This window comes from Algibacter sp. L1A34, assembly GCF_009796805.1.
Lineage (GTDB): Bacteria > Bacteroidota > Bacteroidia > Flavobacteriales > Flavobacteriaceae > Algibacter.
On record NZ_CP047029.1, the window covers coordinates 2,424,913 to 2,440,660 of the forward strand.

Genomic DNA, 15,748 nt, shown 5'->3' on the forward strand with positions numbered 1-15,748 from the left:
AAATGCTGACGATATAGACCTAAAGGCGCAATATCTGCATCTATGTAAAATAGAACAGAAAAAGTTCTATTCGCCGTTTTACTCATATTATATTTTTGTACTATAATTATTCTTATGTCTAGTTGATTTTAATAAAACTGAGATTGACATTAAAAACTTAAATAACTTTCAGATCTTCCCCTATTTTGATGAAATTATCAATAGCTTTTTTATGTTACATGAGTTTGTCTACTTTTCAACGTAAATTTGAACAAACCTTTAAAGTATTCCTGCCAAGTAAATAGAAGTGTAGACTTCTCCTTTTTAGTGAATCCTAAACTACAACGAAAATGTGGCAGCTTAAATTTCGTAATTAATTGTTCAACTTTTTGTTGCAAGTCCAAAAGTTTTATGTTAAATATTTTAAAATTTCAGTATGCGAAATTTTGATTAACTTGCACGTATTATTTTAATAATCCGAAAACTAAAAACTGCATACGTTTTTGCATACGATTTTATAATTTGAAGGCTTGTGAAGTCAGTAAACGTGTTTAAAAATTGTTAAACACGGAGCTCATAACCCGAAGGTCACTGGTTCGAGTCCAGTTCCCGCTACTAAGCTTCATGCTAATAAAACTAACGGATTGTGTTCTCACAATCCGTTTTTTTATGTCGTCAATTTTCTTACTTTTACAAAGAGTACACGAAACAGTACACGATTTCCCTATGAAGGTAAACTTTTCAGAGCCTAAAATTTATGCAGGAGGCGTTGACATTAGTTCTTGGTCAAAGCTTACTAAAAAAGAGCAAAAAGCAGCACTAGCTAAACCATGGTACATATACTACTCTTTTCGTAATCCAAAAACAAATAGGTTAGAACGCCAAACCAATATTAAGGGAGGTGTAAATAAATATGCTGATAAACGATCGCGACATCATATTTTAAAAATGATGGCAAAAAGTTTGTCTATTGTTTTGGAAGAAGGTTTTAATCCTTATCAAGATAATAGCGAGTTAAGTGATTATTTAAAGAGAAGGTTAGATGGGAAAGAAGAGCTTACTGATAAAAAGCCTAATGTCATTCATGCTCCTGTAGTAAGTATTGAGCCTACTGTTGAACCAATTCAGGAGGTGTCATTAAGTCTTGATGAAGCTTTTGAGCTTGCTTTAAGTCTCAAAAGTAAAGTCATGAACCCTAACTCATTTGTGAAGTTTAGAAGTCGTATTACGAGATTTAAAAAATGGTTAGACTTAAATGACATAAAGGGAGGGAAATCCATGACTTTAATCAATAAAAAAACGGTAATACAATATTTGAATGATGTATTACTAAATTCTAGCCCTAGAAATAGAAATAATACACGTACAGATTTAGCGTCTTTTTATCAAATTTTAGAAGACAATGAAGTGATACAAGAAAACTTTGTCAAAAAGATTAATGTTTTAAAAGCAAAACCAGAAAGAAATAAGACTTATACTCCTAAACAGCAAGCAGATCTTTTTAGTTACATGAAAAAGGAAGATCCTTTATTGCTTTTGTTTGTGAAATTTGTGTGTTACAATTTTTTGAGGCCAATAGAAGTCTGTCGACTCAAAGTTGGTGATATTGATTTAGTTGATAAGAAGTTATACCTGAAAGCTAAAAATCAGCCTGTAAAAATTAAAATAATCCCCAATATATTAATTGATGAAATACCCGACTTGTCTAGTTTCAGTAAAGATGATTTTCTTTTTACAGATACTCAAATAGGTGGAGCTTGGGAGACAGCAGAAACCAATAAAAGGGATTTTTACACAAAAAAATATAAAAAGGTTAAAGATCACTTTGGCTTGGGGGTAAATTATGGGTTATATAGCTTTAGACATACTTTTATAACTAAGTTATACAGAGAAATGGCTAAGGCGGCTTCTCCTTTTGAAGTGAAAAGTAAATTACAATTAATAACTGGTCATTCTACAATGAAAGCGCTTGAACAATATCTTCGAGATATAGATGCCGCACTTCCTAATGACTATTCAAATCTCTTAAATTAAATGGACTCAAAGTATTTCGGGATTATTACGGATAAAGATTTTATTAATAAAGAAGCCATTCATCAAGATAGCTATTTAGTTGAAAAAAATCTTTTTAGAAAGAAAGAGGTGCTCAAATTAACAACAAAACGTGATGATTTAAATATAGGTCAAATAATTGGGAGTGGATATATACAGGATATGGTATATGATTGTAAACCTGTCAAAGAATTACTTAAAGAGATATACCTTTTTTTTATTGCTGTTTATAAAGGAGGTATTAAGGGGGCGTCATACAGTTTTTTTAGTGATTTTGATAAATTGACTTATGGAAAGCAGAAGGGAGATACTTACCAATATGCTAGAGATCAGTTTATGAATATATTTGAATCAATATGCCCTAAGCAATACCACTTTTTGAAAATGGATAATAATGGAACACCAAGATTAGAAAGTGTTTTTAAGTCTTTAAAAAATCGGCAAGATATGGCTGTTTTTGATTTAGAAAAAGAGCGTAATTTAATTATTCAATTCTTGACGGGTAATAGAGCTTATTTCAATCGTGAATTATTTGAAACTAACCTCACAGTTGTAGATATTGTTAACTTCGAAGGTCATTTAATTACTTTATTGGATCTAAATAATGAATATGAATTTGAAAAGGAAACCTGTTTTTCTCCTAAATCAAGAGTAGATTTACTCTATGAAGCATTTGAAGGCAAAATGGAAATAGATGTCCTTCGGTTTATAGATGTTTGTATTAATGAAATTAGAGATAAGTATCATTCTTATTTGGTAGCCTTATTTTTTAGTCTAAAGAATCTTCATAAAATTCATGTTGTTGAAAAAGTTTTTCGAGAAGAAATCGCAAAACATTATAAAATCAAAAAATTGGGGGTTTTAAAAGTATCTGATTCGAGCAATCAGGAATATGTAAAAAGACTGGATTATTACACAAAAAAATGGGAGCTATTTTCAAAACCAGAAGGGGTATAAGTACTATTACCCTAATCTTTATGTTTTTACCCTGAATTACCCTGAATTACCCTTTTTAATCCCTTGATGCAGAGTTATAATAGGTCTTAATTGTGATAAATTAAAATCTATTATAATTATGTATTTAAAATCAAGTTTTAAAAAATTAAATCGTGTTATCTGTCAATCAGATAACTTAATACGATTATCTACAAAAGAAGAGGCGCTTAAAGCGAATTCCAAGAATACCTCTAAGAACAAATTTCAGAAAGAACTTATCTCTTTAATAGAGTCTTTTGAAATTACCAACATTATAGAACATCTATTTTCTAAGTTTAGAAACAGCGTTAGGTTTAAAAAATCTGATGATGCTAATTATTCACTTCAAAACTAAAAATTATGGATGCAAAAATTAATCTTAGAATAGATGAAGCTGTAAAACATCAGCTTGAAGAACTAGCTACTCTAAATGACATGAGTTTATCTGTGTATTTAAGAGATTTACTTACTAATCATGTGAGTGAAGATAGTTATGAAGATGATTGTCTTGATTTGCCCGAATCGATATATTTAAGACCAATTGAAGAGACTTCACAGAAAAGATATGAGGAATCATTTGATTTTACTTATCTGCTCACATGGCTTTTCTGTAAGTATATGCAGCCAGTTGAAATTAATAGTCATAATGTTATTAATAACTTAAAAAATAAAGTTGAACTCGTAATTTTAGAAAGTTCGTTTTCTAGAGAATTAAAGCTTGAGTTCGTAAAAGTCCTAAGCGATATTAATAGATTTCTAGTTGAGTCTAGCTATGAGAACAAACATTTTGTTTTTTCTATTCCTAATAACCATTTATCATTTAATTACAATATGTTAATGAATGAGGTATGGTCTCATAAATCATAGATGTTATGGCTGTAAAAAATAAACAGAAGTTCTGTGATGAAATTAATAAGGAAATCCAGAAGAGAGAAGTGATATTGAACAATAAAAAAGCAGAAAGCGGGTGTCTTATTGTTAAAACGGCTAATCAATGGATTGATGAAGCCAAAAATCGTCCTATTCCAAATATGCTTTTTAGTCAGTTTTGGCATGAAAACGAACTCTGTATTTTATATGCAGATACTAATATAGGTAAGTCTATTTTGGCAGTGCAAATAGCCGATAGCTTAAGTCAAGGGATTGCAATTCCAGGGTTTATTAATGAATGTCTGCCTAAAAAAGTGTTGTATCTAGATTTTGAGCTTTCAGATAAACAATTTGAGAATCGATGTTCAGAGAACTACCAAAACCATTACAATTTTAATACTAATTTTTTAAGGGCAGAAATAAATACTGAGGTGGATATTCCAAAAGAATACAATGGTATTGAAGATTTTTTGACTAAATCTCTTGAAAGTACAATTCTTAAAAGAGATGCAGGTGTTGTGATCATTGATAATTTAACCTTTTTGAAAAGCGATAACGAGCGAGCAAAAGATGCTTTAGTGCTCATGAAGCTTTTAAAACAACTCACTAAGAAGAGTAATGTGTCAATATTAGTATTGGCACATACACCTAAACGTGATGCCTCAAAACCAATAACTAAAAATGATTTAGCAGGGAGTAAAATGTTAATGAATTTTTGTGATAGCTCTTTTGCTATTGGAGGAAGTGCTCTGAGTCCCTCGTTAAGGTACTTATTGCAGGTGAAACAGAGAAATACAGAGCACGTGTTTCACAATGAAAATGTGATTGTATGTGAGTTAAAAAAGGAGTATAACTTTTTGTCTTTCGGGTTTGTTGAGTATGGATCAGAAAAAGAGCATTTAAAGCAGTCTGTTTATAATGATGTATCAGAACGTGATGAGTTAATGAAAGATTTAATTAGTCAAGGTATGTCCAACGTTAAAATTGGAGAAGAGTTTGGTTTGTCTGAAGGGGCTATTAGAAAACGTAAAAAAGCCTTAGGTCTGTAATCCATGAATGCTAACGATGTATATAATATAGCAAGTGCGCTTCCTAAAGAGGAGTTAGCAAGGCTATGTAATATGCTCGAAATTAAAACACAACCTAAAAAAAGTATAAAAAGAAAAGTAAAACCATTACCAAGTTTTACGGAGGAAGATGGTATCAGATATTTATTAGATAATCATTTTAATAAAATAAGAACCCCGTAAACATACCTCGTACCACTCGTACCTAATTATAGGTACGAGTGGTACGAAACATAAAATTTGAAAATGAATTACAAATACACTTTAGATAAAAGCAGTAAAAAATACAAATGTCCATCTTGCGGCAAGAAAACTTTTGTGCGGTATATAGATGTAGAAACAAATAATTATATAAATGAAGATTCAGGTAGATGTGATAGAGAAAGTAAATGCCAATATCATAAGTCACCAAAAGGAAATCAACCTTTAGTTAATTGTAATACACATGTTGTACAGCAACTGCCATCGTCTCACAACGAATCTGTTTTAGGCGCTTATGGTCGAAACTATACTAATAATAACTTTATAAGTTATTTATTAAAGTACTTTGCACCTGTAGATGTAAAACATGCGATAAAAAAATATTTTATAGGTACTTCCAGCCATTGGTATGGATCAACCATTTTTTGGCAAGTAGATGAACAAATGAATATTTGTGCAGGTAAAGTCATGTTGTATGACAATATTACTGGCAAAAGAGTTAAAAAACCATATCCACACATCAATTGGATGCATAAGGTATTACAAGTAAAAGGCTTTGTATTGCAGCAATGTCTGTTTGGATTACATAATTTATGTGATTACGATAACAGTAATACGGTTTGTATTGTAGAGTCCGAGAAAACAACCATAATTATGAGTATATTATTTCCTCACTGCCTATGGCTAGCTACAGGGTCTAAAGCTAACTTAAAAGAGGAGCTTCTTAAGCCTATAAAAGATTATAATATCGTTGTGTTTCCTGATAAAACGGAATTCCAAGATTGGAATACAAGGGTTTTAAGATTACAGAAATCGGAGTTTGCTATAAGTTGTAGTAATCTATTAGAAAATAGAGACCTAGAAGATGGTAGTGATTTAGTAGATGTGTTTCTTACCTCTTTGTAAATTAATAATTTTAATTGGTTATAATTACGGAAAACCGTAGTCGTATATCCAACGGATTTCATATTTTTAACGCTCTCCTAATAATTAATTGATAATATCAAGATTATTAAACACAGTAGCGACTTTTGAATAAGATAAATTTATGAATAAGAAAGACCTTTCTGAAAGAGATATTTGTACTAAATTTATAAATCCTGCCATTCAAAAAGCAGGTTGGAATATGAGAACACAAGTAAGAGAAGAAGTTTCTTTTACGGATGGTCGTATTATTGTACAAGGTAAAATGTACACAAGAGGAAAAAGTAAAAGAGCAGATTATATCCTTTATTACAAGTCCAATATTCCCATAGCTATAATTGAGGCAAAAGACAATAAAAAAGCCGTTGGACATGGCATGCAACAAGCTTTAGAGTATTCAGGAATTCTGCAAATTCCATTCGTATTTACTTCCAATGGAGATTCTTTTGTATTTCATGATAAAACAAGATCAGACGGAACTTTGGAAGAAGAATTAACGTTAGATAATTTTCCGTCTCCAGAAACTTTATGGAACAAGTACTTAAAGCATACAAATATTGATACTCCTGAGGCAAAAGAAATTGTAGAAAAAGACTATTATGCAGATGATAGTGGTATGACGCCAAGATATTACCAACAAAATGCGGTGAATAGAACCTTAGAAGCGGTTGCTAAAGGACAAGATAAAATTATCCTTGTCATGGCAACTGGTACAGGAAAAACGTATACGGCATTTAATATTATTTGGCGTTTATGGAAAACAGGAATCAAGAAACGTATTTTATTTCTTGCCGATAGAAATGCACTTTTAACCCAAACCAAAAATGGTGATTTTTCTCCTTTTGGTAATGATATTATGCATATCATTAAAAACAGAAAGATTGATAAATCGTATCAAATATACTTTGCATTATACCAGGGATTAACAAGCACTGATGAAGATAAAAACGCATACAAAGAGTTTAGTAAGGATTTTTTCGACTTAATAGTCATAGATGAGTGTCATAGAGGTTCTGCATCCGAAGCTTCTGCTTGGAGAGATGTACTAACATATTTTGATTCTGCAACACAAATAGGTTTAACAGCAACACCTAAAGAAACCAAAGATGTTTCTAATATGGAATATTTTGGAGAACCTGTATATACCTATTCTTTAAAACAAGGTATTTCTGATGGTTTTTTAGCGCCTTATAAAGTAGTAAGAATTACCACGAATGTAGATGAAGGTTGGCGTCCTACTGCTGGGTTAATCGATAAATACGGAAATGAAGTAGAAGACCGTATTTACAATTTAAAAGATTATGACAGAAAACTAGCCATAGATGAACGCACAGAAGTTGTTGCAAAGAAAATAACGGAATGCTTAAAAGCGACAGATCGTTTTGCAAAAACCATTGTGTTTTGCGTAGATATAGATCATGCCAATAGAATGAGACAAGCATTAATAAATGAAAATGCAGACTTAGTAGCGAAGCATTGGAACTATTGTGTAAAAATAACGGGGGATGATGAAGTAGGAAAACAAGAATTAGATAATTTTACAGATGTAGAGGAACGCTTCCCTGTAATTGCCACTACTTCTAAAATGTTAACTACAGGTATTGATACCAAAATGGTAAAGGTTATTGTATTGGAATCTAACATACAATCCGTTACAGAATTTAAACAAATTATTGGTAGAGGAACAAGAATACGAGAAGCAGAAGGCAAAGTGTTTTTTACCATAATGGATTTTAGAAAAGCTACTAATATTTTTGCAAGACCCGATTTTGATGGTGATCCTGTTCAAATTTATGAGCCTACACCAGACGAACCTGTGGTACCGCCAGAGGAAGAAGACAATACACAACCTACAAATGGAGAGGAGCCTTTAAATCCAGACGATTTTAGACCTACTAACCCAAACATTGATATTGAAGGAGGAGAAACCGAAGTAACAAAATACTATGTAAATAATATTCCTGTTTCTGTAGTAAATGAGCGTGTACAGTATTATGGAAAAGACGGAAAGTTAATTACAGAATCTTTAAAAGATTATTCTAAAAAGAACATAGAAAAAGAGTTTACTTCGCTTGATGATTTTATCCAAAAATGGAATGACTCTGAAAAGAAAGAAGAACTCATAAAAGAATTAGCAGAACACGGAGTGTTATTAGAAGCATTACGTGAAGAAGTAGGTCAGGATTTGGATGATTTCGATTTAATCTGTCACATCGCCTTCGACCAACCTGCATTAACCAGACAAGAACGTGCAAATAACGTGCGCAAACGTAACTACTTTGCTAAATACAGCGAAACGGCACAAAAAGTATTAAATAGTCTTTTAGATAAATACGAACAAGAAGGTATAACATCTATAGAACAAGGTTCTATTTTAAAAGTACAACCCTTAAACCAAATGGGTTCTGCTGTAGAATTAGTACGCGCTTTTGGAAAAAAGAAAGATTTTGAACAAGCCATAAAAGAATTAGAAAACGAAATATACAATATAGCTTAATGAGTAACATAACAACCAACATAAAAGGCATACGCGATATTATGCGTAAAGACACAGGAGTAGATGGAGATGCACAACGTATCTCGCAAATGGTGTGGATGCTGTTTATGAAAATTTTTGCCGACAAAGAAGAAGAATGGGAAATTACAATAGATAATTACGAAAGCCCAATTCCTGAACATCTTAAATGGCAAAACTGGGCAGCTGACGATGAAGGCTTAACAGGTGATGCCTTGATGGAGTTTATAGAAACCGAATTATTCCCTGCTTTAAAAGAGTTGGATATTACCATAAGTCCACAAGCAAAAATTATACGTTCGGTATTTGACGATACCTATAACTTTATGAAAAACGGAACACTCTTCCGTCAAGTCATCAATGTTATCAATGAGATTGATTTTAATAGCACCACAGAACGTCATGTGTTCAATGATATTTATGAGACCATTTTAAAGGACTTACAATCTGCAGGTTCTTCTGGTGAGTATTACACACCAAGAGCGGTAACGCAGTTTATGGTAGATATGATAAATCCACAATTAGGAGAAAGCGTATTAGATCCTGCTTGTGGAACAGGTGGTTTTTTAACCTGTACTATTGATGCGGTTCGTAATCAAGTAAAAACACCAAAAGATAGAGACGTATTACAAAAATCCATACGTGGTATTGAGAAAAAACCATTACCACATTTACTATGTACCACTAATTTAATGTTACATGGTTTTGATTTACCAGCAGTACGTAGAGATAATTTACTAAGCAAACCCTATGCAGATTGGGGAGCAAAAGACAAACTAGATATTATACTCTCTAACCCACCTTTTGGTGGGGTAGAGGAAGATGGTACCGAAACCAACTTCCCTAAAAAGTTTAGAACCAAAGAAACCGCCGATTTATTCTTAGCCTTAATAATTAAGTTGCTCAAAACCAATGGGCGTTGCGCTATAGTATTACCAGACGGCACTTTGTTTGGCGAAGGGATGAAAACGCGCCTAAAAGAAGAGTTGTTAGACAAATGCTACCTGCATACCATAGTACGTTTACCAAATGGAGTATTTAATCCATATACAGGTATTAGAACTAATTTGTTGTTTTTTGAAAAAGGCACACCAACCAAAGACGTTTGGTATTATGAGCATCCTTATCCAGATGGCGTAAAAAGCTATAATAAAGGAAAGCCTATCCATATTAAAGAGTTTGATACAGAAAAGGCGTGGTGGAATAATCGTGAAGAAAACACACAAGCTTGGAAAGTCTCTATTGAAGAGATTAAAAAACGAGGTTATAATTTAGATATTAAAAACCCACACCAAGAGCTAGATACATTAGCAAGTCCAGAAGTGTTGTTAGAAAAATTTAGAACTACTGAACAAAAAATTTCTAGCATACAAGACGAAATTATAAATGTATTAACTGAAGCTTTAAAATAATATGCAGTTACTACAACATTTTAAAGAACTTACGGTTAGACCCAAAAATGCCCAAGAGTTAAAAGGATTGATTTTACAATTGGCAATTCAAGGAAAGTTAACAGGTAAATGGAGAAGTGAAAATAAAGATATTAAATCTGCTTCTGAATTATTGAAGGAAATAAGAAAAGAAAGAATTCAATTAATTAAAGAAAAAAAGGTCCGAAAAGGAAAACCTATTCAACCAATAAAAAAGGAAGAAAAATATTTAGAAATACCACAAAATTGGGTTTGGATAAGGCTAATTGAAACAGGTAATATATTCAACGGTAATAGTGTTAATAAAGCGATTAAAGAATCAAAGTATGAGGGACTTGAAGAGGGCTTACCTTATTTAGGTACTAAAGATGTTAATTATGGTTTTGAAGCTTTAAATTATGATAATGGCGTTAAAATACCATTTGATGAGCCTAAGTTTAAAATTGCTCACAAGAATACAGCCTTAATCTGTTCTGAAGGTGGTAGTGCTGGTAAAAAATGTGGTATTACAACAGAAGATATTTGTTTTGGAAATAAATTATATGCTTTAGAACAGTATGGAGATATTGAATCTGTTTATATTTTATCAATTTATAAAGCACCTGTTTTCTTTGAGGTTTTTCTAAGTAAAATGACAGGAATAATTGGAGGTGTTTCCATAAATAGTTTTGGAGAAATACCAATCCCACTTCCGCCACTAGAAGAACAAAAAGAAATTGTAAAAGTAGTAGAAACCCTTTTTAAAGAAGTAGAACAATTAGAGCAATTAACGGTTGAGCGTATTAGTTTAAAAGAAGACTTTGTTACTTCTGCTTTAAACCAACTTACCACCAATAATGCCAACCAAGAATGGACTTTTTTACAAGAACATTTTAAAAGTTTCTTTAATGAAACCACCAACATTAAAAAATTACGAGAAACGGTTTTGCAATTAGCTGTACAAGGTAAGTTAACAGCAGATTGGAGAGTAAATAATCCAGATACAGAAGATGCTTCTGTTTTGTTAAAACGCATACAAGAAGAGAAAGCGCAACTCATTAAAGACAAAAAAATAAAAAAGGAAAAGGCGTTGCCGAAAATTACTAAAGAGGAGATTCCTTATGAGTTACCTGAAGGTTGGGTTTGGTGTAGGATGCAGGATGTTTTTAAAGATTTGCGATATGGCACATCAAAAAAATGTGACTATAAATTAGGAGTGAATCCAGTTTTAAGAATACCAAATTTAAAATATGGAGGAATAGATGTAACAGATTTAAAAACAACTAATCTTTCAGAAAGAGAATTAAAAGATTTATCATTAGGCAGAGGAGATTTATTAATAATTAGGTCAAATGGCAGTGAAAATTTAGTAGGAAGAAGTTCTGTCGTAACTAATGTTGGTGTAGGTTATTCTTTTGCGGGTTATCTCGTTAGATTACAGGTTTTTACTGATTATGTTGAAAGTAGTTATTTACACACAGTGTTAGAATCAGCAATGATAAGAACAGCAATTGAAGGACCATTAAGAACAACAAGTGGTGTTAAAAATATTAATAGTACTGAAATTTCAAGATTAATAATACCAATACCTTCTAAAGAAGAACAAAAAGCCATCGTAGAAAAAGTAAATGCTTTAATGGGTTTATGTGATAGTTTAGAGCAAGAAGTACAACAAAGCCAAGAGCATAGTGAGCAGTTAATGCAGAGTTGTTTGCGTGAGGTTTTTGCGGGGGAAAGTAATTAACAATTAAATTTATTAAAAATGGCAGAAGTAAAGATTTCAACTGTAGACAAATATATATTAAACGCAAAGTCACATAATAAATCTGATATTTTTTTAGATAAATTGTCAAGTCTGATATTTTCTTATTTGAACAAGTCAGAAGAAAAAAGTACTTCTAATCGAGAACTTTTTGATAAGGGGTTAAATCAAAAAAATAAAAGATTCATCGCTTATTGTTTACTTCGTGTTTACAGTCTAAATTCTTCTTTACTTACAGAGGGATTAGTAAAGCATAAAATATTTAAACTGATTGAAGATTCAACACCTGAAGTTTATAAATATTTAAAAATAGATGATAAGACTGAAAGTTATCAAAAGGAAAGTCATTTAAGTAGTTATGTGACCACAGTTGAAAATAAAATTAATGAAAGCATCATTAAGGAATTTGATCTTCGATCAGTAAAAACATATAGAAAATCGATATTAGCTTCTATAAATCAAAGGCCAAATAAATTCTTACTTGATGATTTTGCTGATTTTAGTATTGTTAATAAATATTTGGATTTGCTTTTTGATTTACTTCTTGAATATGTTGAAGGAGATCCAATCAATAAGTATAAAACATATAATCGTATTATCAAATTATTATACAAGATAATAGACTCTTCTGAAGAAGTTGACACTAAATATAGTATAGATTATTGTTGTAAGCCATTTAAAAAAATTAAAAATGGGCTAATTCAAGATTTTGCAAGTAATCCTAATTCTAAACCTGCAGATTTACATGTTTTAAAAACCGAAAAAAAGTACCCAATAATTCCGAATGTTAAACATAAATTACAATTCCGAATTGAAAATAAAAGCACAGGTTTTGCAAACGATACAAAAATGTATATTAAAGATGTAACAAATATTCAATTAATCGAGAGCAGCCAATTCGTCGGTCAAGTTAAGACTTTCGCTTTGCTGAGTTTTGACTACATAGGAACTAAGGTATCGGATAGTTTGATTATAGAAGGTTTTGTTGAATGGGTTAATTTTGATGGAAAAAAATGTAAAAATGATTTTTTTATTGAACTAGATAGTCAAAATTCAAATATTGAATGGCAGCAAATAGAAAGTATTGAGCCGTATGATCTTGAGGCTGTAACAAATGAAGAAGAGTTTATTGGGAGAAAGAAAATAATTAATGCCTTAAAAAAAATAGGTAAAAAAGTAGGCTCTTCATATATTTTTGGTCAAAGACGTGTTGGGAAAACATCAATTGTTAAAACGATACAGTCAAGTATTAAATCTGATAATCTGCTAATAATTTATTTAGAAGCTGGAGACTGGTGTAGTGCAACAAGTCCTCAAAAAAGCATGAATGATTTAGGGAGAAAAATTTGTAATAAGATTATCAAATCACATATAAAATATAAATATTTATCGGTCCCAGAATTCAGTGGTTCATTTAATAGTATTACAGATTTTTTAGATGAAATTTCGGAAATAGATTCTGAATATAAAGTTTTAATTATTTTAGATGAATTTGATAGAATTACAAATAATCTACTTTATCCTGGAGATATTGCTAAATCCTTTCTTTTAACAATTCGCTCAATTAGTAATAGAGATCAATTTGGTTTTGTGCTAGTTGGTGGAGAAAAGATGGAATATATTTTAAGCCAATGGCAGGAGTTTAATAAATTCAAGCCTATAAGAATAGATTATTTTGACAAAAAATCTGAATGGGAAGATTTTAAAAATTTAATTAGAATACCAGTAAAAGGCATGATAGAGATTTCTGATAAAGCAATTGATTATTTATATAAGCAAACTTCTGGAAATCCTTATTTCACAAAAAAAATATGCATCGAATTATTTCAGTTAATGGTTGAAAACAGAGATAGTCATGCAACAGAAGAGGAAACAAAACAAGCGACTCAAAACGCAAGAAGTAGTAATAATATCGCAGCTACTGATTTTTCTCATTTTTGGATGGATGGTATAAAAGAAAAGGAAGCAAAGGAAGAGGAGATTTCAATTAATAGACGTAAAGTTTTGTTGGCATTAGGTCAGTTACTAGAAAGTAAGATAAAAACAACAAAACAATCTGTTATTGATAAATCTATGGCAAGTGGGTTAAACGTTTTAGAGGCTGAAAAAACTTTAGATGAATTTGTTCAAAGAAAAATAATTAAAATCGATACAAACGAGTATAGTTTTGTTGTCAAGTTTTTTGAAGATTGGTTAATTTCACATGGATTAAACAAAATCATTACTACTTTTGAAGAAGAGCAAAGGTTAATTCTTAGAAAACAATATGAGGATACAATCAAAGTAAGTTCCAGCGAAATAAATTTATTGGCACAAAGTTGGCCTAACTATAGGAGTAACAAGGTTTCGAATGATGCAATCAGATCATGGTTAGAACAATTTGGAGGTTTTGAAGAACAACGTAGTGTTTTTGGATTATTGAGTAACCTAAAGGTTTATGATACAAATGAAGTAAGGGAAAAAATGGAAGACTTATTTCATGAAGTTAGAAAAGAAATTGCAAAAAGCAAAAAAATAGTTTATAAAGAGCAAGGGAAATTAAAGAGAGATGATATTTTAGTTAGTTATCTTGATAAAAATCCGGCTAAAAGTGGTCCGGAATATGCTAAAATATTTGTTGAAACAAACAATATTTATAAGGATAATTCTACTAATCCAGATAAGATTGATAGGAAACTTATTGAATTAAAAAATATTAATTCTTTAGTTTTTGTAGATGATTTTGTCGGTAGCGGTAATAGTATTATTGAAAATTTAAAACCAATTTTACTCGTTAATAAAGATGAAATAAAAAAACGAAATATAATTGTTATAATTGGTGTAATAACAGGATTTGAAGAAGCGAAACACAAAATATTGAAATTCGCAAAGAAAGAAGAGTTTGCAATTGAAGTTAAATTACTAGATCCATTAAATAATAATGATAAATGTTTTGATGACAATTCTTTAATTTATCCTAAACCAATAGAAAGAGAAAAAGCGAAAAGAATATGTGAAAAAATTGGTGTTAAACTTGAAAAAAGACACCCATTGGGTTATGGTAATTGTCAAGCTACAGTTGTTTTTCCTACAACTTGTCCAAATAATTCGTTACCAATACTGTGGAAAGAAACTACGGATTGGAAACCACTTTTTAAAAGAGGATAAATGGAGATAACAAGACCACAAACCATACAAATTTTTTTACCAGACGGTTCACCAACTAGTATTCGTGAAGCAGAATTAACCAATAGATTGGTAAAAGCTATTTTGTTTCCTAGAAATAAAATGCAAGAAGTAGCCAAACGCGAGATGGTACATTTTACTGGTGTTTATTTTTTATTTGGTAGTACAGACGATGGTGCAAAACCATTAGTATATATAGGAGAAGGTGAAGATTGTTTTACACGTATACAGTCGCATAACCGTAAAAAAGATTTCTGGACACATTGCGTCATCATCACAACAAAAACAGACGAGTACACCAAAACAGATGGAAAGTATTTAGAGCATTATTGTTTAGCGAAAGCCAAAGAAATTGGTAGATATATTACAGATAATGATACAGGCTCAAAAAAGCCTTCTATAAGTGAAAGTAGAGAGTATGATTTGTTAGATAATTTTGATACCGCCAAAATACTATTAGCAACATTAGGCTATCCAATTTTTGAAGAAAAACGTAAAGCAAAAAGCCCAAAAGAATTATTTTATTGTCAAGGTAAAGAGGCTTCTGCGGTTGGTGAGTTAACGGATGATGGTTTCTTAGTTTACAAAGATGGTAAAGCTAATTTGGAAACAACCAAGGGTATGAATAAATGGATTGGAGTTTTACGTAAGCGCTTAATAGAAGAGGATATTCTTAAGAATGAGAATAATACTTATGTTTTTCAGCAAGATTATATATTTAATTCACCAAGTGCAGCAGCAGCTACTGTTTTAGGTCGTTCTGCTAATGGTTGGACGTCGTGGAAAGATAAAAACGGAGTAACATTAGATGAGTTAAAAAGAAAATAAA

Annotated in this window: 12 protein-coding genes; all 12 read left to right on the forward strand. The window is 31.2% G+C overall.

What is annotated here, in order from left to right:
* Positions 1 to 705 precede the first annotated feature (705 nt).
* Entirely contained in the window at positions 706 to 2,013 is a 1,308-nt protein-coding gene (locus tag GQR97_RS10340; protein ID WP_233267516.1) for a tyrosine-type recombinase/integrase, read from the forward strand.
* Positions 2,014 to 2,988: a hypothetical protein gene (locus GQR97_RS10345; protein ID WP_158848080.1), complete on the forward strand. Its 975-nt coding sequence runs from the start codon at positions 2,014 to 2,016 to the stop codon at positions 2,986 to 2,988.
* Between the two features lie 118 nt (positions 2,989 to 3,106).
* The gene (locus GQR97_RS10350) at positions 3,107 to 3,361 is read left to right on the forward strand and encodes a hypothetical protein (RefSeq protein ID WP_158848082.1); all 255 of its coding nucleotides are present in this window, start codon (positions 3,107 to 3,109) and stop codon (positions 3,359 to 3,361) included.
* A 5-nt stretch (positions 3,362 to 3,366) separates the two neighbouring features.
* Positions 3,367 to 3,873 carry a hypothetical protein gene (locus GQR97_RS10355; RefSeq protein ID WP_158848084.1) on the forward strand — a complete coding sequence of 169 codons (507 nt, stop codon included), beginning with the start codon at positions 3,367 to 3,369 and terminating at the stop codon, positions 3,871 to 3,873.
* A 5-nt stretch (positions 3,874 to 3,878) separates the two neighbouring features.
* Positions 3,879 to 4,925, forward strand: coding sequence for an AAA family ATPase (locus tag GQR97_RS10360; protein WP_158848086.1), 1,047 nt, complete (start codon positions 3,879 to 3,881; stop codon positions 4,923 to 4,925).
* Positions 4,926 to 4,928: 3 nt separating this feature from the next.
* On the forward strand, positions 4,929 to 5,126 hold the full coding sequence (locus GQR97_RS10365; RefSeq protein ID WP_158848088.1) for a hypothetical protein: 198 nt from the start codon (positions 4,929 to 4,931) through the stop codon (positions 5,124 to 5,126).
* Between the two features lie 63 nt (positions 5,127 to 5,189).
* Positions 5,190 to 6,050: a DUF6371 domain-containing protein gene (locus GQR97_RS10370; RefSeq protein WP_158848090.1), complete on the forward strand. Its 861-nt coding sequence runs from the start codon at positions 5,190 to 5,192 to the stop codon at positions 6,048 to 6,050.
* A 142-nt stretch (positions 6,051 to 6,192) separates the two neighbouring features.
* Complete coding sequence (gene hsdR / locus GQR97_RS10375; RefSeq protein WP_158848092.1) at positions 6,193 to 8,565, forward strand: EcoAI/FtnUII family type I restriction enzme subunit R; 2,373 nt, start codon at positions 6,193 to 6,195, stop codon at positions 8,563 to 8,565.
* The gene (locus GQR97_RS10380; protein WP_158848094.1) at positions 8,565 to 9,995 is read left to right on the forward strand and encodes a class I SAM-dependent DNA methyltransferase; all 1,431 of its coding nucleotides are present in this window, start codon (positions 8,565 to 8,567) and stop codon (positions 9,993 to 9,995) included. Before hsdR ends, GQR97_RS10380 begins: the two co-directional genes overlap by 1 nt.
* A 1-nt stretch (position 9,996) precedes the next feature.
* The gene (locus GQR97_RS10385) at positions 9,997 to 11,736 is read left to right on the forward strand and encodes a restriction endonuclease subunit S (protein ID WP_158848096.1); all 1,740 of its coding nucleotides are present in this window, start codon (positions 9,997 to 9,999) and stop codon (positions 11,734 to 11,736) included.
* A gap of 18 nt (positions 11,737 to 11,754) precedes the next feature.
* A complete protein-coding gene (locus tag GQR97_RS10390) occupies positions 11,755 to 14,901 on the forward strand; it encodes an AAA family ATPase (RefSeq protein ID WP_158848098.1) in 3,147 nt (1,048 codons plus the stop codon).
* Positions 14,902 to 15,747, forward strand: coding sequence for a GIY-YIG nuclease family protein (locus GQR97_RS10395; RefSeq protein ID WP_158848100.1), 846 nt, complete (start codon positions 14,902 to 14,904; stop codon positions 15,745 to 15,747).
* Position 15,748 lies beyond the last annotated feature (1 nt).